We start from the raw sequence: 17,023 nt of genomic DNA, 5'->3' as shown, positions 1-17,023 counted from the left end.
AATGATTCAATATCAATATTTTACATGAATTCAAACCTGCGCAAAATGGTTAGCGAGAGAGGCGGGATGCCAATTTCTCCCAAGGGGTGGGTGAGGGTTCGTCAGTTCACCAGATTGCGCAGTTTTTAGTTTCTCTCGTTAAACTATGCGTTGTCGAGAGCCGTTTTTGTATGCGTATGTTGGAATTTATATAATCATAAAACAAATTATTATTTTGTGTTGATTCATGTTGGATGTATAGTGTTTATCCGCCTCCGGAGTTTACTTTGGGGGGTAAGATGGAGACGAGGATCATTATGGCTGCGGGCCTCATTCTGGGAGGCTGCGCAATGGCCGCGCATGCACAGGAGAGCAAGCCGCTGCCAGGCCAACCGGCCGGGCCGGTGACATCGGAGCAGGCCGGCAATGACGAGCCTGTGATGCTGGAGCCGGTTACCGTCGTGGCTGAGCGCGCCAAGCGCCAGCTTCTCGACGTGCCGGCCTCGGTGACGGTGATTTCGGACAAGGAGTTGAAGTCGCATATGGTGCGCGACATCGACGACCTCACGCGCTACGAGCCGGGCATCACCGTGAGCCGCAACAGTTCGAGCACGGATCCCTTCGGCGGCAATGGCGGCTTCACCATTCGCGGCGTCGGCGGCAACCGCATCCAGATGCGCGTCGACGGCTCGCGCATCCTCGACGGCAACACCGACGGCACGCGCGACTTTGTCGATCTGCCCTTCATCAAGTCGGTCGAGATCATTCGCGGCCCGGCCTCGGCGCTCTACGGTACCGATGCGGTTGGTGGCCTGGTCGCCTTCACCACCAAAGACCCAGCCGACATCATCAAGGAAGGACGCAATTGGGGATTTGAGGCGAGCACCAATTTCGACAGCTACAACAAGGCGCTGGTGAACACTGCCCTCGGCGCTTGGCGCGTCTCCCCCAATCTCGAGATCCTGCTGGGCTATTCGGTCAAGAAAGCGAGCGAGGCCAAGCTCTCGCGCGCCCGGGCCGATGGCGGGCGCTATGGCTGCCCGCGCTGGGTCGAATATGGTGCCATCGATTGCGGCAGTTTCAACCCGCTGGACGAACTCGGGCAGAACTTCCTCGCCAAGATCGTCTGGCGGCCCACCGAATCACTGGAACTGAAGCTCACCGGCGAGATCTTCGATCGCAACAGGGATGTCGACTCCCTCTATAATCGCGGGCCGACCACGGTGCGCACGCCCGCCAATCCCAATCCGCCGCAACTGCCCTTCATCCATTCCTGGACAGGGAGCCAGGAACTCACCCGCTACCGCATCGCGCTGGACGGTCTGTGGAAGCCTGAATACGCCTTCGCCGACCAGATACGCTGGAACATCACCTGGTCGCCGCAGCGCCGCGAGGTCACCAGCCGCGAACACCGCACCCTCGCCAATGGCAATCAGCAATATCAGGACAATGTCACCGAGTTCGGACAGCGCTTCCTGCAGGCCGGCCTGCAGATCGATTCGTCCTTCAAGCTCGGGCGCAGCGACCACAAGCTGGTCTGGGGCTTCGACGGCGAATATGGCTACACCGACTATGTCCGCAATCGCACCACGCGCGTGTTCACCCCAGGCGGCGTACCGGTTTCCGGCTCCACCGTCGTGCCCTACACTTGGAACTTCGCCGATTCCAACACCAAGCGGCTCGATGCCTTCGTGCAGGATGAGATCAGCCTGTTCGACGGCAAGCTCACGGTGACGCCGGCGCTGCGCTATTCCTGGAACCAGATCACGCCCAAGCCCAAATCGGACTATCAGCCGGTAGCCGGCTATGTGCTCAGGCAGCGCGAGGAATCGGCGCTGACCAAGAAGCTCGGCATCATCTACAAGCTCAACGAGACCTATTCGGTATTCGGCCTCTATGCCGAGGGCTTCCGCATGCCCAATGCCGAGCAGCTCTATACAGGCTCCTCGTCAGGACAGCCGGACGGCAATCTCGTGCCGGCGCCGAACCTGAAGCCGGAGCGGGTCCGCTCCTTCGAGGCGGGGCTGCGCGGGCGCTATGGTTGGGGTTATTTCTCCCTGTCGGCCTTCCATGCCGACTACACCAACTTCATCCAGAATTTCGTGGAGATCCCGGCCAGTTCAGGCGAGGGGGTCGACTATACCTGGGCCAATCGCGCCAAAGTCCGGCTGACCGGCATCGAAGGCTCCGCCGAGGTGCAATGGGCCGAAAACTGGAGTTCGAGCCTCAGCCTCACCTATCAGCACGGCAACCAGAAGACGACGCGCGATGCGCCTTGGACCCCGTTCAACGGCGCCAGCCCCCTCACGGCCGTCGCCAGCCTGCGCTGGACCAAGCCGGAACAGGGGCTGGAAGTCGAGATGATCGGCACCTTCGCTTCCAAGGTTAGCCGTGCCAGCACCCCCGACATCTTCAAGCCCGGCGGCTATGCCGTGTTCGATCTCCTCGGAAGCTGGAAGCCGACCGAGAACATCACGCTGCGGGCCGGCATCCTCAACATCGCCGATACGCGCTATTTCCGCTGGCCGATGCCGACCACCTACAGCCGGACGGCGAGTTCGAACGTCGCCTTCTCCAATCCGCTCGAATTGCAGACAGCCGCCGGCCGCACCTTCAGGCTCGGCGCCAACATCACCTTTTAAGGATCCGTCATGAGCCAGCAACGATTGCAGCGCGAACGCCTGCTGCACCATGCCGCCGATGTGCTGGAGGCGGCAGGACGCCTCGGCCGGGTGATGCTCACCACCAGCCAGGGTGGGGCCACCCATGAACGCATCGGTCCTGTCGACAGGGTCGAACGCTCCGGTTTCGCCGTGCGCCTGGCGGGAGCGGCCCACGATGCCGATATCGATACGGCGGCGCTCGGCGCCGTCATACTCGACCGCTCCGGCCGCATGAAGGACAAGGTGCTGCCGCGCCTCGACTTTCAAGGCAAGGATGGGGCCGTGCTGTTCAGCCTGGTCGGCCTCGACGGGCTGGAGCCTTTCGACGCCGGCGTCGCCGAACTGCGCGGCATGGCAACGGAGGCGGCAGAGCCCGTCGAAGCGATGGAGCGGGCTGATTTGGCCGAGGACGATCCAGGCTCGCTTCCCTTCGAGGTGGCTCGCTGTGCCGGCGTGCCCGTGACCATCGAACTGCGCCGTGACGGCCTCAGGCAGGCCTGGTCCGGCAATATCGAGGCGGTCAAGCCGGCCATGGGCTTCATCAATGTCATGCAGCCCGATTTCCACCTGCATCTGCGTGCCGGCGCGGTCGGGCGTTGGCGAATGCGGGCCGATAGGGCCGGGCCGGATGGAGTAGAGCTCCTGGCCGAGAATGTGCGAGGCGAATTGATCGGGCTGGCGGTGCGCGGTCCGGCCGCTGTCCTTGCACGTCGCGATTGAGCGAAAGGCGGATCATGCCTCGGATTTTCAGCCAGATCTGGCGGCTGCTGCGCTTGTGCGTCGCCGGCCCGGGTGGGCGCACGGGCCTTGCTTTGCTGACGGTGGTTCTCGGCCTCAATCTGGGCAGCGTCTATGTCAGCCTGCTGCTGATCGATTGGAATGCCCAGTTCTACGGCGCCCTCGAAAAGCGGGACGCCGCCGCGGCCGTCAACCAGATCGGCGTGTTCGGCCTGCTGATCGCCGTCAATGCGGCGATGTATCTGGCGGCGGTCTATCTGCGCAAGAGCGTGCAGATCCGCTGGCGCCACGCGCTGACAGCGGCCGCGCTCGACCGCTGGCTTGGCGGCAGGACCCATGCAAGGCTGCGCCAGGCCGGTGCCACCCCCGACAATCCGGATCAGCGCATCGCCGAGGATTGCCGCCTCTTCGTCGACAAGTTCACCGAGGAGGGCTTGGAGGTCGTCACCAGCATCGTGGGGCTGGTGTCCTATGTGGCCCTGCTGTGGTCGCTGTCCTCCTTTCCGCTCGCCTTCACCCTGTTCGGCGTGGCGGTGGAGATCCCGCGCTACATGGTGTGGGCCGCTCCGGTCTATGTGCTGATCTCCAGCGGGCTCACCCATTGGCTCGGTCGTCCTCTGCTGGCGCTCAATGCGCAACAGCAGAGCCGTGAGGCCGATTTCCGCTTCGCGCTCGCGCGCCTGCGCGAATTCTCCGACGCCGTGGCGCTGATGGCGGGCGAGGCCGCCGAAAGGCGCGTGCTGGACGCCCGCTTCGGCGCCATCATGCGCAATTGGCGGGCGCTGATGAACCGCGACCTCATACTGGGCTGCTTCACCAGGCCCTATCACAGCACGGTGCTGCGCATCCCGATCTTCCTGGCCTTGCCCGCCTATCTTGCCGGGCAGGTCGCGCTGGGCGGGCTGATGAAGCTGGCTTCCGCCTTCCAGAATGTGGTCACCACCCTGTCCTGGTTCATCTTCTCCTATCGCAATCTGGCCGAACTCGCGGCAGCCATCCGCCGTCTCGACGGCTTTCTCGATGCCTTGGGACGGGTCACGGACGGCGAAGGCGTCCGGACCAGGACGAGCGGGCTCGATCACCTGTCCATCCAGGGCCTCGCCTTGGCCACGCCCGAGGGGCGCGCCCTCAACATCCTGGCGGATATGAGATTGGAGAGGGGCGAGAATGCCTGGCTGGCCGGGGCGTCGGGCATCGGCAAGAGCACCCTGATCAAGGCGATGGCCGGCCTGTGGCCGCATGGCGAGGGAAGGGTGACCCTGCCGGCCGAACGGAGGATCGCCTTCCTGCCGCAGGCGGTCTATCTGCCTCTAGCGGATCTGCGGACCGTCCTGGCCTATCCGCAGGATCCCGGGATGCTGCCTCGGCAAGCCTATGCCGAGGCCCTCCAACTGGTCGGCCTCGAGCATCGACTGCCGGGTCTCGATGATGGCGAGCTGCCCCTCGGCCTTTCCGGCGGTGAACAGCAGCGCCTGGCTCTGGCACGGCTGATCCTGGCACGGCCGGACTGGGCCGTGCTGGACGAGCCGACCAGCGCCCTCGACAGCGCCGCAGAGGCGCACCTGTTCGCGGCGCTGCGGGCGGCCCTGCCGCATACGAGCTTCGTCGTGGTGGCGCATCGCGAGCCGGCTGGCCTGGGGTCGCTGCGGCGGATCGAGCTTGAGCCATACACATTGGAGGTCGTATCATAGATAGGCATGATTTTTGCTTAAAGCGTTTTGCGATTTGCTGGTATTGGCAAGAATCGCAAAACACGTCGAAACTGAAGCTGGAGCAAAAAATCGTTCAGCCATAAACGCGCTTTGCTCTTGGCGATCGGCGATGAGAGAGGGCGAAGCGCGCTGCTAGGACGCAGCATTTTGTCCTCAAACTGTCGCAATCGCGGAGAAATATGCTCCAGCTTCCAAAGTGCATCGAACGGTGAAGCGCATGCGTTTGAACAAAATTCTCTATTTTGGCGATTTTGTACTCTGTCCTGCTGCGGCCCTCGGCCTGCTTCTCTTGACTCTTCTGCAGCATGACGCCACCGCCGTGGGCATCTGGGCGATGGCTTTCGTGCTGGGTTGCATCGGCTGGACTTTCGTCGAATATGCCGTGCACCGCTGGATCTATCATGCGGTGCCGTTCTTCGACCGGATGCACGATGCCCATCATCAGGAGCCCAAGGGCATGATCGGCGCGCCGTCTTTCCTGAGTGTCGGCGTGATCTTCCTGGTGTTCTACTTGCCGCTCTATTTCGCCAACCATGCCTTTGCTGGCGGCTTTACCAGCGGCATCCTGCTCGGCTATGTCGCCTATATGCTGGTGCATCATGCATCGCATCACTGGTCGTCGAAGCCGGGCAGCCTGCTCTATCGCCTGCGCCTGCAGCACATGGTGCATCATTATCGCGGCGAGGAGGGCAATTACGGCGTGGTCACCTCGTTCTGGGACCACATCTTCTCCACCTATGTCGAACCACAGCGGCGACGGGCCTGATTCGGGGGCCTTCACGTCATGAAGGCGAAGCGGTTGGGATCGTCGGGCTCTTCGGCCAGCGCCTTGCAATAGTCGGTGATCACCTCAGGCGTATCGCCATCCGCCCTGAGGCGCCCACGGTCGATCCAGATCGTGCGCTCGCACAGATCCATCACCTGGTCGAGGTCGTGGGAGACGAACAGGATGGTGCCGCGCTGGCGGAAGGCGCGGATCAAGGTCCGGCAGCGTTCGCGGAAGGCATCGTCCCCCACGGCGAGGGCTTCGTCGACGATCAGCACGTCCCCATCGGCATGGGCGCAGATGGCGAAGGCGAGGCGCGCGCCCATGCCGCTGGAATAGAGCTTCACGGGCTGTTCGAAGAAATCGCCGAGGCCGCAGAGCTCCTGAATGGCGGCAAGCCTCGCGGTGACCTCAGCCCGCTTGAGGCCGAGAATGGCGCCGGACAAATAGCAGTTTTCGCGGCCTGTGAGTTCGTAGTCGAAGGCGGCGCCGAGGGCGAGCACAGGCGCGATGCGCCCCTTGACGGTGAGCGAGCCGACTGTGGGGGCGGTGATGCCACAGAGGATCTGAAGCAAGGTCGACTTGCCCGAGCCGTTGCGACCGACGATGCCGACCGCTGCGCCCTTGGGAATGGTGAAGCCGATCTCCTTCAGTGCCCAATACTCGTCGTAATAGCGCTTCTTGCCGCCGAGAAGCACCTGCTTCACCTGGTCGATCGGATGGCGATAGAATTGGTAGGCCTTGCCGAGGTCGCGGCATTCGATCGCGAGTTCTTGCGCGAGATCTTGGCTGGCCCTCTGTTCAGATGATGTCGACAAGGATCGTCTTCTTTCGCATGAACAAGGTCCGGCCGGCATAGAACACCGCGAACGAGGCGGCGAGGCAGACGAGATAGAGCAGGCCATCAGGCCAGGTGCCTCGCAGGATGGCGGCGCGCATCATCTCGATGATACCGGTCAGGGGATTGAGATAGAGCAGCCAGCGCCAGCCCTCCGGCACATTCGAGACTTCATAGAACACCGGGGTCGCGAACATTGCGACCGGAATGATCGAGATGATCAAATGGTTGAGGTCGCTGGTCAGGGCGCCGATGGTGGAGAGGATCCAGACGATGCCGAGCAGGCAGAGGCAGAGAGGCACCAGGATGAACGGCAGTGCCAGCCACGACCAGTGGATCGACTGGTTGATCAGGATCTGCCCGATCAGCAGCACGCCGAGGGCGATTAGCATATAGACGCCGCCGCGCGCCACCGCGATCCAGGCCAGGATCTGGGGCGGGAAGATCGAGCGGCGGATGATGTGCTTGTGCTCGGCCAGCAAGAGAGGGGAGCGATAGGCGATCTCGGCGAAGAAATTGAACACCACCAGGCCGACGAAGATCGAGAAGGCATAGCTGAAGCGCCCGCTGCCTTCCTGGGCGGCGCCGACCTTGAGCGCGCCGGAGAAGACCAGCGTGTAGATCGACAGCATCACCAGCGGCGCCAGCACGGCCCAGGCCCAGCCGAACACCGAGCCGCGAAAGCGCACCTGCAATTCGCGGGTCAGGATGGCGCGAAAGAGTTCGCGCTGGCGCCAGATATCGGCAAAGGGCTGCAGCAAGGGCTGGGTCTCCATGATTGGAGCCATAACCAAAGCACAGAGGTGGAACAAGGGGGCAGCCCGACGGATGCCAGTGGCTGAGGCTGGCGTGTTCTTCTCACGCCCGTTGCCTTTCCCGCTCGAACTTGACAGAAGGACGGCATGCCGGTCACCGTCCGTCCCGTCTCCTCCAAGCGCGAGCTCAGGCAGTTCCTTGCTCTGCCGCGGCGGATCTATGCCTGTTACAGCGACTATGTCGCTCCGCTCGACCACGACCGCGCCCAGTTGCTGGATCCCGGCAAGAGCGCCTTCTGGACCCATGGGGAGGCGGCCTATTGGCTTGCTTATGATGGGGAGGGCAGGGCTGTCGGCCGCATCTCCGCCCAGATCGATCATCTCGCCACAGGCCCGCAGCATGAGGGCATCGGCTTCTTCGGCTGCCTCGACGCAGTGGACGACGAAAAGGTGGTGGCCGAACTGGTCCGGACTGCAGCTGCCCATCTCGCCGGCAAGGGCAGAAAGGTGATGCGCGGCCCCTTCACGCTGTCGATCAACGCCGAGTCCGGCCTGCTGATCGATGGCTTCACCGCGCCGGCCATGGTGCTGATGCCCTGGCATCCGCCCTATCTGCGCGCCCATCTGGAGGCGGCCGGCCTCACGCTGGTGAAGACACTGCATTCCTACGCCTTCGACCGCCGTCGCAGCGATCTTCCCGACAGGCTCGAAAAGCTCGGCATGGAGCGCCGCCGCAAGGGTTTCGATATCCGCGCCATGCGCATGAACAGGCTGGCCGAGGATGCCGAGCTCGGCCGCTGCCTGTTCAACGGTTCCTGGGCTGCCAATTGGGGCTTCGTGCCGGTTTCCGAAGCGGAGATGACGGCGATGATCAAGGCCTTCAGACCCCTTCTGAAGGCCGATTATGGCGTCTTCGTCGAACGGAAAGGGGAATTGTTGGGCTTTGCCCTGTTCCTGCCCAATGTCTTCGAGATCGCGGGCGATCTCGGGGGCTCGCCGTCCCCCGCCGGCTGGCTGAAACTGGCCTGGCGCGGCCTGACCCGGCGCTTCACCGGCGGCCGCGCCGTGCTGTTCGGCGTGGCGCCGCGGCTGGTCGGGTCGGTCTCCGGTGCCAGCGTCGCGCTGATCCTGGTGGATGAATTGATGCGCCGTGCTGCCATCACCGGTGTGCAAGATTTGGAATGCGGTTGGATTCTTGACGACAACTATGCCATGACGAGCGTAGTTGAATGGCTCGGGGCTCGGTCAACACGCCGTTTCGGTGTATTTGAGACATCGATTCAGTCCCATTACGCCTAAGGACGTGTCCAGGAAGAAGATGTCGACCGATACCCAAGATAACATCCTGTCCAATCCGCAGCGTGTCTATGACGAGGTCGTCAACCTGATCATATCCGAGGGCATGGTCGATCGCGAGAAGGTCACGCCCGACGCAACCTTCGAGACGCTCGGCCTCAAATCCATCGATATCGTGATGATCCTCACGGCGGTGGAAGAAAAATTCGACGTCTATATTCCGATGGATGGCTCGATCGCCGAAGCCAAGGATCTCAAATCCTTCATCGACGGCGTGCTGGCCCGTATCGCCAGTGAAAAGTCCTGATTTGAGCAGAAAGCGCGTCTACATCACCGGCATGGGAGCAGCGACGGCGGCGGGACTCGGGGTTCCGGCGCTGTGGCAGGCCGCGCGCGAGGGACAGAGCGCCATCGGGCCGCTCGAAGTGGCGCGGGAGCTGCGCCACAATATCCGCATCGCCGGCCAGTTGCGCGGTTTCGACCCGGCTGTCCATATCGAGCCCGACGTGCTGGCCTTCTGCGACCGCTTCACACAGCTCGCCATCGTCGCCGGTGACGAAGCCTTGGCGCAGGCCGGCTTTGCCCGCGCCGACCGGCAGGGCGAGCGTACCGCCACCATCGTCGGCACCGGCGTTGGCGGCGGGGAAACCATCGAGATCGGCATTCACAACGCCTATGTCACTGGCCAGCGCCTCGATCCCTGGAGCGTGCCGCGCCTGATGCCCAATGGCGCCGCTTCGCAATTGAGCGCGCGCCATGGCGCGCGCGGCCCGTCCTTTGCCGTCGCCAGCGCTTGCGCCTCCGGTACGCAGGCCATCGGCCTCGGCGCCCATTTCATCCGGGCCGGCATCGTCGACCGCGCCATTGTCGGCGGTGCCGAGGCCTGCATCACCGCCTCTGGCATGAAGGGTTGGGAAGCCCTGCGCGTGCTCTCGCCCAATGCCTGCCGTCCCTTCTCCAAGGACCGCAACGGCATGGTGCTCGGGGAGGGCGCCGCCATCTTCGTGCTGGAGAGCGAGGAGAGTGCCCGGGCCAGGGGTGCGGCACCGCTGGCCGAGCTCTGCGGCTATGGCACCTCCAGCGATGCCGGCGACATCGTGCGCCCGGACGCCGGCGGCGCGGCTTCCGCCATGCGCCAGGCCCTGCAGGATGCCGGGCTGGAACCGGAGGCGATCGACTATGTCAACGCTCACGGCACCGGCACGCTCGCCAATGACGCCACCGAGGCGGCTGCGCTCGCTGCGATCTTCGGCGAAAGACTACCCCACCTGCCCGTCTCCTCCACCAAGCCGGTGCATGGCCACGCCCTCGGTGCGGCCGGCGCCATCGAGCTCGCCATTACAGTGATGGCCCTGCGCGAAGGCGTGGCGCCGCCGACCCTCAACTGGACAACGCCCGATCCCCGATGCGATCTTGATTGCGTGCCGGGTCAGAAGAGGGCGGTGACGATGCGCCATGCCATGACGAATTCCTTCGCATTCGGCGGCATCAATGCGGTGCTGATCGTCGGGCAGGCATGAGCGCGCTGCCGCCTCTACGCATCGGCCCCATTGCGGCCCGGGTCGAGGCGGAAGCCGTGCGGCGCTACCGCAAGGCGACCGCCATCGATGGCACGATGAGCCAAGGATTGGCGGGCGACGGTGACGAGGTTCCCGCGACCTTCCCGGCGATCTGGTTGTGGCATCCGGCCGCCAAGGCCGCCTTCGACGATCTTGCCGGCGAAGAGCATCTCATTCCCGTGCTGATAGCCCAGCGCTTCAGCTATTATCGCGCCTTGCTGATTGGCCAGGAGATCCGTTTCGTGATTACGCGACGGGCGGATGCCTCCGCGCCCGATGATGTGCAGATCGAAGCGCATATCGAAGGAGCGGATGGCGAGGTCATTGCCGATTTTGCCGCGACCTATCGGTTGTTCCAACCTGAGCAGGCGCAATGAGCAATTCGATCCCGCCTATCGTCATAGGCCCGATCGGCCCAAGCGAGGTCGAGGCGTTCGCCCGTGCCTCAGGCGACACCAATCCCCTGCATGTCAGCGCGGCCATCGCCCGCACCATCGGGCTTGAGGCCGCACCCGTACATGGCATGTTGCTGGTCGCCTATCTGCACGAAGCGGTGCGGCGTTTCCTGCCTGAGGCCGTTATCACCGGCCTGTCGACCCGCTTCATGGCACCTGTGCCGGTCGGTGCTGAAGTCGAGATTTCCGGGCGGACGGTCAAGCGTCGCGAAGACGGAGAGCCGGCTGTGCTGCGTCTCTTCGTCAAGACAGGCGATGGCGTGGTCGCCTGCCTAGCGGAAGCGACTCTATCGTGCGCGATGGAGGGTCGGCCATGAACCGCCAGACCGTGCTGATCACCGGCGCCAGCAGCGGTATCGGCAGGGCTCTGGCACTTGAATATGCCGCACCTGATCGCTGCCTTCTTCTCGTCGGCCGCGACGAGGCGAGGCTGGCTGATATCACTGAACTCTGCCGGGCGCGCGGAGCCACGGTCGTCGCCATCAGCCTCGACGTCCGCGACCGCAAGGCACTCGCCGCCTGGATCGCGGCCCGGGATGGTGAAACGCCGATCGATCTCGCCATCGCCTGCGCCGGCATCGTCTCGGGCACCAGCGCGCAAAGGCCGCTCGACCCGGGCGAGGCGATGCGGGCCGTGCTCGCCGTCGATCTGATGGGGGCGGTCAACACCATCGAGCCGGCCCTCGAGGCCATGCGCCGCCGTCGCCGCGGCCATGTCGCTTTGGTCGGCTCGCTTGCCGGGCTGCGCGGCTTTCCCTCCTCGCCGGCCTATTCCATGGCCAAGGCCGCGGTTCATGCCTATGCCGAGGGCATCCGGCCGGCACTTCGACGGGAAGGCATCACGGTCAGCCTGATCGCGCCGGGTTTCGTCACCACGCCGCTCAACGCCGAGCTGGTCGCGCCGCAGCCGCTCAAGGTCACCGCCGCGCGGGCAGCCCGGATCATCCGCAGCGGCCTCGATCGCCGCAAGCGGGTGATCGCTTTCCCCTTCATCCTCTATGCGGGATTGCGTCTGCTCACTTTGCTGCCCGCCCGTTTCGGCGACTGGTTGCTCGATCGCCCCGGCGTCGATGTGCCGTTGACGCGGGAGCGGGAGCGCGCGGGATCATGACGGTGCTTGCTGGCTTGGTCGGCTCCCTGGCCGGCCTGTGGTGGGTCGCCCTCGTCTCCCTGCTGCTCGGCTCTACACTGCTCGCCTTGCTCCAGCCGGCACTCGTGGCACGCCGGGCCGTTGCCGGCGAACGCGGCCCCATCTCCGTGCTGGTGCCTCTCCGGCGCATCGAGGAAACGAGGAGCGAGGCGAACCGCAAGCTTCTCGACCTGGATTACCCCGGCCTCGAAGTCCTGTTCTCGGTGAGCTGCAGGCAGGCAGAAGATGCCGCGTCCCACCCTCCCATGGAGGGGGAGGGGATGAAACGAGCACGCGCCTCGCTCCTCTTCACCACGCCCATCCCCGATGCCAATCCGAAGATCGCCAATCTCGTCGAATCGGTCGAAGCGGCTGTTCATGATCTCCTGTTGATCAAGGACGCCGCCACCATTCTGCCGCCGGGCGCTCTTGCCGCGATGACGGCAAGTCTGGCTTCGGGCGTCGGGCTGGTCTGCGCCGTGCCGGTGGCGCGAAGGCCCGCCAATTTCGCGGCCCTGCTGGAGGCCAGCCTCGTCAATACCTATGGCGGGAGGCTCCTGCTGGCGCTCTCTGCGCTCGGGGGCGGGGCCGGCATCGGCGCGGCCATGCTGCTGCGGCGCGGCGATCTTCAGGCCGCCGGCGGCCTCTCGGCGATCCTCGACGCGGTGGCCGACGACCATGCTCTGGCAAAGCTTCTGAAGGGCCGGGGCCTGCGTCCGGTCTTCGCCAGCGCCACCGTCGATCAGGACCTCGGCGCTCGTCAGCCTGGCGAGATCTGGCAGAGGCATCTGCGTTGGGCGATCTGCCGGCGCTTGGAAGAACCCTTGGCCTTCGCAGCCGAGCCCTTGACAGGCCTGCCTGCCGCCTGCCTCGCGGCGCTCGCCGTCGCCGCTTTCCTCGGCCTGCCCGCCATACCCTTGCTGGTGCTGTCTATCTTCCTCTGGCCCACAGCCGAATGTGCGCTCGCCTGGCGCAAGGGCTGGCCGCTCTCCCCGGCCATGCCGTTCGCCGTGCTCCTCAGGGAGGCGATCATGCCGGCGCTCTGGCTGAACGCGCTGCTGGCACGCCGCCTCGCCTGGGGCTCGGCCACGATCGCGCTGGCGGGGCGGCGCTGATGCTCCTGGTGATCGATGCCATCGGCCTGGCCGCCGGCCTTTTCCTTGTCGTCCTGCTCGGCCAGCATCTGCGCCTTGCCGGGCGCGCGCGCCGCTACCGGCCGCCCCCGATGCGATCGGACGGCGAGCCTCCGCATATCCTCCTGCAGATCCCGCTCTACAACGAGGCCGGCTCCGTCGAGGGAGCCTTGGCCTCGGCCCTGGCGCTGGACTGGCCGGCCGACCGGCTGACCATCCAGCTCCTCGATGATTCCACCGATGAGACGGCGGCCCTTGCCGCCGCCGCCATTGCCAGCCTGCCGCCGGGAGGCCCGGTGGTGCAGCAGGTCAGGCGGGTAAGCCGGGACGGCTTCAAGGCCGGCGCTCTCGCCGAAGGCATGCGGCGCTGCGATGCACCCTTGATTGCCATCCTCGATGCCGATTTCAGGGCGCCGCGCCAATGGCTGCGGCAGGCGGCAGCGGTGCTGGCGGCCGATGCGCGTGCCGCCTTCGTGCAGTTCCGCTTCGAATTTGGCAATCGCGACCAGAACTGGATGACCTCGGGCCAGCAATTTTCAGTCGATGCGCATTTCCTTGCCGAGCAGGCGGGAAGGCAGGCCGGCGGTGACATGTTCCAGTTCAACGGCACCGGCGCGATCTGGCGCCGCGCCGCCATCGATGCGGCCGGCGGCTGGTCCGCCGACACGCTCGCCGAGGACCTGGACCTGACCGTGCGGACCTATGTCGCCGGCTGGCACGGCCAGCTCATGTTGGAGGCTCCGCTGACCTGCGAGGCGCCTGCCGACCTCGCCAGCTGGCGCGTGCAGCAGGCGCGTTGGTCGAGTGGCTTCATCCAGGTCGCGCGCAAGGGACTGCCGCTGGTCTGGCGCTCGGACTGGAACCTTGCCGCCAAGCTTGGCACCAGCCTGCTGCTCGGCCTGCAGCTTGGCCTGCCCTGTTTCGTGCTGGCGGCGGCCGCCTTTGTACTTGACGGCCTGCTGCGCGGTTTTGGCGGCGGACATGCCCTTCTGGCGATGGCGGTCGCGATTTATGCCGTGACCAGCGCTGTTCTCATTACCTTGCCGCCATTTCTACGCTTGCGCCGAGGTGGTATCATCCGCTACGGGGCAACCCTGATCGCAATTCCCGTCCTGCTCGTCTTTCTGGCGATGGCCAATTCGGCAAGCGTGATCGCCGCTCCCTTCGCGAGGCGGCATGATTTCGTGCGCACGCCCAAGCGCGGTGACCGGTGACAGGCGACAGGGACGGGCGGCGGGTCTTCGGACCCGCCTTGCCTGCCGGCAAGCGAGGCGTTTCCAGGCGGGTCTGAAGACCAGCCCCCCAAATCACCCTCCACGGTTTGGAGGCGAGTAATGACGAGAGACGGAGTTTGACGGGTTTGTGGGAGAGTTTCTGGGCGATCGCCGGCTGGCTGGCGGTGATCTTGGCCGTGATATCGTTGCTCGGCTGGGCGGTCACCTTCGGCTCGACCCTGGCGACCTTCTATCTCGTCTTCAAGCATTGGCGCCTGCGCCGGACCGGCATCGAGGCTGAACGCCGACTGCTGGCGCATGGACTGCCCGCCGACGCCGACCTGCCGGATGTGGTGGTGCAGATCCCCACTTACAATGAAGGCGCCATGGTCGCCCGGGCGCTCGACGCCGCCATCGCGCTCGACTGGCCGCGCGAGCGCCTGCATATCCAGATCCTCGACGATTCCACCGATGGCTCTACCGTCTTCGCCAATGAAGAGGTGGCGAGGCGCCGGGCACTGGGGTTCGACGTGGTGCTTGTTCATCGCAAGGACCGCACCGAATACAAGGCTGGCGCGCTCGCCAATGCCATGACGCTGACGCCGCATGGCTTTTTCGCCATTCTCGACGTCGATTACGTGCCTGATCCCGATTTCCTGCGCAAGACCATGACCTGCCTGTTGGCGGATCCAAAGCTTGCCTTCATCCAGGCCCGCTTCGACTATATGAACCGGGACGCCAACCCGCTGACCCGCACCCAGGCAGTGCTGCTGGACGCGCATCTCGCCGTCGAGCAGGGTACGCGCTGCTGGGCCGGCCATCCCCTGCCGTTCAACGGTACCTGCGGCGTCTGGCGCCGCGAGGCCATCGAGGCGGCCGGCGGCTGGCGCGGCGGCACGCTGGCCGAGGATCTCGATTTGTCCTACCGCGCCTGGCGCATCGGCCGGCGCGGTTCCTTCCTGATGAGCGTGCCGGTGCCCGGCGAACTTCCCGAGACGATGAAGGCCTGGATGAGCCAGCAGCAGCGCTGGACCAAGGGCTTCGGCGAAGTGATGCTGCGCCTGCTCTGCCCGATCCTCGGCGACGGCTCGCTATCGTTGGGCGATCGTCTGAAGGCGGCGATGCATCTGGGGGTCTGGTGGTCGGGCCTCGCCTGGGCCGTGGCCTTGCCGGCCGGCATCGCCGCGATCGTGCTCGGAGTGCCGCTGCGCTGGGAATTGGCTGGCCTCCTTATCAGCCAGCTCCTGATCGGCTATGCCGCCCTCTTCGTGTTCCTGCGAGCCGGCAACCTGTCGCTGCGTCCGGGACAGACCAGCCTTTTCGACTTCCTGCGCGAATTTGCCCAGGTTTCCCGCGACCTCTTCCGCATTGGCGCCGTCATCGGCCCGGCCCAGCGCGAGGTGATCTTCAGGAAACGCAGCGAGTTCGTGCGCACGCCGAAATCCACCGCGGCGCCGAAGGTCGTTTGATGGCGTGCCTCAGGGCACTTCGAGCCGGCTCCTGACCAGGAGCAGGCCGACCATGGCGAGCGTCGCGAAGCCGGCGCCGGCGAGGAAGGTGCCGCCGGGGCCCACCATCTCCCAGATCAGGCCGGCTATCACGCTGGCTATCAGCAGGGCGAGGCCGGTGACGAGGTTGTAGACGCCGAAGGCGGTGCCGCGCAGTTCGGCGGGGGCCACCGCGGCAATCAGGGCGGCGAGCAGCCCCTGCGTGAAGCCCATATGCAGCCCCCACAGCGTCACGCCGATGCCGACACCGGTGATTCCAGGGGCGATGGCGAGCACGAGATCGGCGGCGATGAGCAGGATGAGGCCGAGGACCAGCAAGGTGATGCGGTCCATGCGATCGGCCAGGATGCCGACGGGATAGGCCGAGAGCGAATAGGCCAGACTCATGATCACCAGCACGATGGGCACCAGGGCCAGGGGCAGGCCGATCGACTGGGCCTTCAGGATCAGGAAGGCTTCGGAGAAACGCGCCAGGGTAAAGATCGTCGCGACTGCCACCACCCACCAATAGGCCGTGCCCAGACGGGCGAGCTCGTCGCGGTGGAGCGGCATGCGCACGCGCCGAAGCCCTTGGGGCCGTGGCGGCTCCTTGACGAAGACCAGGATCAGGGCGACGGCGACGAAGGCCGGGATCACCGCGACCCAGAACACCGCCTGGAAATGGTCCGCTGTCAGCCACATCAGCCCGATGGCGATGAGCGGTCCGGAAAAGGCCCCGATCGTGTCGAGGGATTGCCTGAGTCCGAAGGCCGCGCCCCGCAGATGCGGCGGCGCGAGGTCGGCGACGAGCGCATCGCGCGGCGCCCCGCGAATGCCCTTGCCGAGCCTGTCGATGAAACGGGCCGCGATGAGCCAGTCGAGCGAGGCTGCGAGCGGAAAGATCGGCTTGGTGCAGGCGGCGAGGCCATAGCCGATCGCAGCCAGGAGCTTGCGCTTGCCGAGCCAGTCGCTGAGCGCGCCCGAAAACACCTTGGTGATCGAGGCCGTCGCCTCGGCAATGCCCTCGATGATGCCGACGGCCAGGGTGGAGGTGCCGAGGACAGCGACCATATAGACCGGCAACAATGCATGGATCATCTCCGAGGAGACATCCATCAGCATGGAGACGAAGCCGAGTGCCCAGATGCCGGCCGGGAGCTTGCGGTCGTTCGACGCTGACGGCGTAGCCGGCGCATTCGGGTCGGTCGATCCGTCGTGCGGATTCATCGGGCGTCTTTCGGCTTACAGGTGGGCGTGATTCGATCAGGTGGGCGTGATTCGATTGGGAAATCATCGTTT

At 65.1% G+C, this 17,023-nt stretch carries 16 protein-coding genes; 13 read left to right on the top strand and 3 right to left on the bottom strand.

The features are described from left to right. The first annotated feature begins 329 nt into the window (after nucleotides 1-329). The 4 genes from AB4037_RS24520 (at nucleotide 330) to AB4037_RS24505 (ending at nucleotide 5,858) form a co-directional block, all read left to right on the top strand. Nucleotides 330-2,621, top strand: coding sequence for a TonB-dependent hemoglobin/transferrin/lactoferrin family receptor (locus AB4037_RS24520; RefSeq protein ID WP_434958296.1), 2,292 nt, complete (start codon nucleotides 330-332; stop codon nucleotides 2,619-2,621). A 9-nt stretch (nucleotides 2,622-2,630) separates the two neighbouring features. Then, the gene (locus tag AB4037_RS24515; protein WP_434958295.1) at nucleotides 2,631-3,362 is read left to right on the top strand and encodes a hypothetical protein; all 732 of its coding nucleotides are present in this window, start codon (nucleotides 2,631-2,633) and stop codon (nucleotides 3,360-3,362) included. 14 nt (nucleotides 3,363-3,376) lie between these two features. After that, nucleotides 3,377-5,071, top strand: a complete 1,695-nt coding sequence (locus tag AB4037_RS24510) for an ABC transporter ATP-binding protein/permease (RefSeq protein ID WP_441773270.1) — start codon at nucleotides 3,377-3,379, stop codon at nucleotides 5,069-5,071. A 238-nt stretch (nucleotides 5,072-5,309) separates the two neighbouring features. Further along, a complete protein-coding gene (locus tag AB4037_RS24505) occupies nucleotides 5,310-5,858 on the top strand; it encodes a sterol desaturase family protein (RefSeq protein ID WP_434958293.1) in 549 nt (182 codons plus the stop codon). An 11-nt stretch (nucleotides 5,859-5,869) separates the two neighbouring features. Here AB4037_RS24505 and AB4037_RS24500 read toward each other — a convergent pair whose 3' ends face one another. Next, nucleotides 5,870-6,676 carry an ABC transporter ATP-binding protein gene (locus AB4037_RS24500; RefSeq protein WP_441773269.1) on the bottom strand — a complete coding sequence of 269 codons (807 nt, stop codon included), beginning with the start codon at nucleotides 6,674-6,676 and terminating at the stop codon, nucleotides 5,870-5,872. Next, nucleotides 6,660-7,472 carry an ABC transporter permease gene (locus AB4037_RS24495; RefSeq protein WP_434958291.1) on the bottom strand — a complete coding sequence of 271 codons (813 nt, stop codon included), beginning with the start codon at nucleotides 7,470-7,472 and terminating at the stop codon, nucleotides 6,660-6,662. Before AB4037_RS24495 ends, AB4037_RS24500 begins: the two co-directional genes overlap by 17 nt. Before the next feature lie 126 nt (nucleotides 7,473-7,598). On the opposite strand from AB4037_RS24495, the gene AB4037_RS24490 reads away from it, so the two are divergent. The 9 genes from AB4037_RS24490 (at nucleotide 7,599) to AB4037_RS24450 (ending at nucleotide 15,706) form a co-directional block, all read left to right on the top strand. Further along, a complete protein-coding gene (locus AB4037_RS24490) occupies nucleotides 7,599-8,750 on the top strand; it encodes a hypothetical protein (protein ID WP_441773268.1) in 1,152 nt (383 codons plus the stop codon). 19 nt (nucleotides 8,751-8,769) lie between these two features. Further along, a complete protein-coding gene (locus AB4037_RS24485) occupies nucleotides 8,770-9,054 on the top strand; it encodes an acyl carrier protein (RefSeq protein WP_434958289.1) in 285 nt (94 codons plus the stop codon). Between the two features lies 1 nt (nucleotide 9,055). Further along, nucleotides 9,056-10,267, top strand: coding sequence for a beta-ketoacyl-[acyl-carrier-protein] synthase family protein (locus AB4037_RS24480; RefSeq protein ID WP_441773267.1), 1,212 nt, complete (start codon nucleotides 9,056-9,058; stop codon nucleotides 10,265-10,267). After that, nucleotides 10,264-10,683: a hypothetical protein gene (locus AB4037_RS24475; RefSeq protein ID WP_434958287.1), complete on the top strand. Its 420-nt coding sequence runs from the start codon at nucleotides 10,264-10,266 to the stop codon at nucleotides 10,681-10,683. The genes AB4037_RS24480 and AB4037_RS24475 overlap by 4 nt, the downstream gene beginning before the upstream one ends. After that, nucleotides 10,680-11,078 carry a MaoC family dehydratase gene (locus AB4037_RS24470; RefSeq protein WP_434958286.1) on the top strand — a complete coding sequence of 133 codons (399 nt, stop codon included), beginning with the start codon at nucleotides 10,680-10,682 and terminating at the stop codon, nucleotides 11,076-11,078. The genes AB4037_RS24475 and AB4037_RS24470 overlap by 4 nt, the downstream gene beginning before the upstream one ends. Further along, the gene (locus AB4037_RS24465) at nucleotides 11,075-11,872 is read left to right on the top strand and encodes an SDR family NAD(P)-dependent oxidoreductase (protein ID WP_441773266.1); all 798 of its coding nucleotides are present in this window, start codon (nucleotides 11,075-11,077) and stop codon (nucleotides 11,870-11,872) included. The genes AB4037_RS24470 and AB4037_RS24465 overlap by 4 nt, the downstream gene beginning before the upstream one ends. Next, a complete protein-coding gene (locus AB4037_RS24460; protein ID WP_441773265.1) occupies nucleotides 11,869-13,005 on the top strand; it encodes a glycosyltransferase in 1,137 nt (378 codons plus the stop codon). The genes AB4037_RS24465 and AB4037_RS24460 overlap by 4 nt, the downstream gene beginning before the upstream one ends. Next, a complete protein-coding gene (locus AB4037_RS24455; RefSeq protein ID WP_441773264.1) occupies nucleotides 13,005-14,237 on the top strand; it encodes a glycosyltransferase family 2 protein in 1,233 nt (410 codons plus the stop codon). The genes AB4037_RS24460 and AB4037_RS24455 overlap by 1 nt, the downstream gene beginning before the upstream one ends. A 137-nt stretch (nucleotides 14,238-14,374) precedes the next feature. Next, a complete protein-coding gene (locus AB4037_RS24450) occupies nucleotides 14,375-15,706 on the top strand; it encodes a glycosyltransferase family 2 protein (RefSeq protein ID WP_434958282.1) in 1,332 nt (443 codons plus the stop codon). Nucleotides 15,707-15,715: 9 nt separating this feature from the next. Here AB4037_RS24450 and AB4037_RS24445 read toward each other — a convergent pair whose 3' ends face one another. Then, a complete protein-coding gene (locus tag AB4037_RS24445) occupies nucleotides 15,716-16,951 on the bottom strand; it encodes an MFS transporter (protein WP_441773263.1) in 1,236 nt (411 codons plus the stop codon). Between the last annotated feature and the right edge of the window lie 72 nt (nucleotides 16,952-17,023).

The organism is Labrys sp. KB_33_2, assembly GCF_052114505.1.
GTDB lineage: Bacteria > Pseudomonadota > Alphaproteobacteria > Rhizobiales > Labraceae > Labrys.
This window is presented reverse-complemented; position numbering and strand designations above follow the sequence as displayed.

What these genes read in the sequence shown, in the direction of transcription:
- AB4037_RS24520 (WP_434958296.1), top strand. Translation starts at nt 330, where the DNA reads ATGGCCGCGCATGCACAGGAGAGCAAGCCGCTGCCAGGCCAACCGGCC.
- AB4037_RS24515 (WP_434958295.1), top strand. Translation starts at nt 2,631, where the DNA reads ATGAGCCAGCAACGATTGCAGCGCGAACGCCTGCTGCACCATGCCGCC.
- AB4037_RS24510 (WP_441773270.1), top strand. Translation starts at nt 3,377, where the DNA reads ATGCCTCGGATTTTCAGCCAGATCTGGCGGCTGCTGCGCTTGTGCGTC.
- AB4037_RS24505 (WP_434958293.1), top strand. Translation starts at nt 5,310, where the DNA reads ATGCGTTTGAACAAAATTCTCTATTTTGGCGATTTTGTACTCTGTCCT.
- AB4037_RS24495 (WP_434958291.1), bottom strand. Translation starts at nt 7,472, where the DNA reads ATGGAGACCCAGCCCTTGCTGCAGCCCTTTGCCGATATCTGGCGCCAG.
- AB4037_RS24490 (WP_441773268.1), top strand. Translation starts at nt 7,599, where the DNA reads ATGCCGGTCACCGTCCGTCCCGTCTCCTCCAAGCGCGAGCTCAGGCAG.
- AB4037_RS24485 (WP_434958289.1), top strand. Translation starts at nt 8,770, where the DNA reads ATGTCGACCGATACCCAAGATAACATCCTGTCCAATCCGCAGCGTGTC.
- AB4037_RS24475 (WP_434958287.1), top strand. Translation starts at nt 10,264, where the DNA reads ATGAGCGCGCTGCCGCCTCTACGCATCGGCCCCATTGCGGCCCGGGTC.
- AB4037_RS24470 (WP_434958286.1), top strand. Translation starts at nt 10,680, where the DNA reads ATGAGCAATTCGATCCCGCCTATCGTCATAGGCCCGATCGGCCCAAGC.
- AB4037_RS24465 (WP_441773266.1), top strand. Translation starts at nt 11,075, where the DNA reads ATGAACCGCCAGACCGTGCTGATCACCGGCGCCAGCAGCGGTATCGGC.
- AB4037_RS24460 (WP_441773265.1), top strand. Translation starts at nt 11,869, where the DNA reads ATGACGGTGCTTGCTGGCTTGGTCGGCTCCCTGGCCGGCCTGTGGTGG.
- AB4037_RS24455 (WP_441773264.1), top strand. Translation starts at nt 13,005, where the DNA reads ATGCTCCTGGTGATCGATGCCATCGGCCTGGCCGCCGGCCTTTTCCTT.
- AB4037_RS24445 (WP_441773263.1), bottom strand. Translation starts at nt 16,951, where the DNA reads ATGAATCCGCACGACGGATCGACCGACCCGAATGCGCCGGCTACGCCG.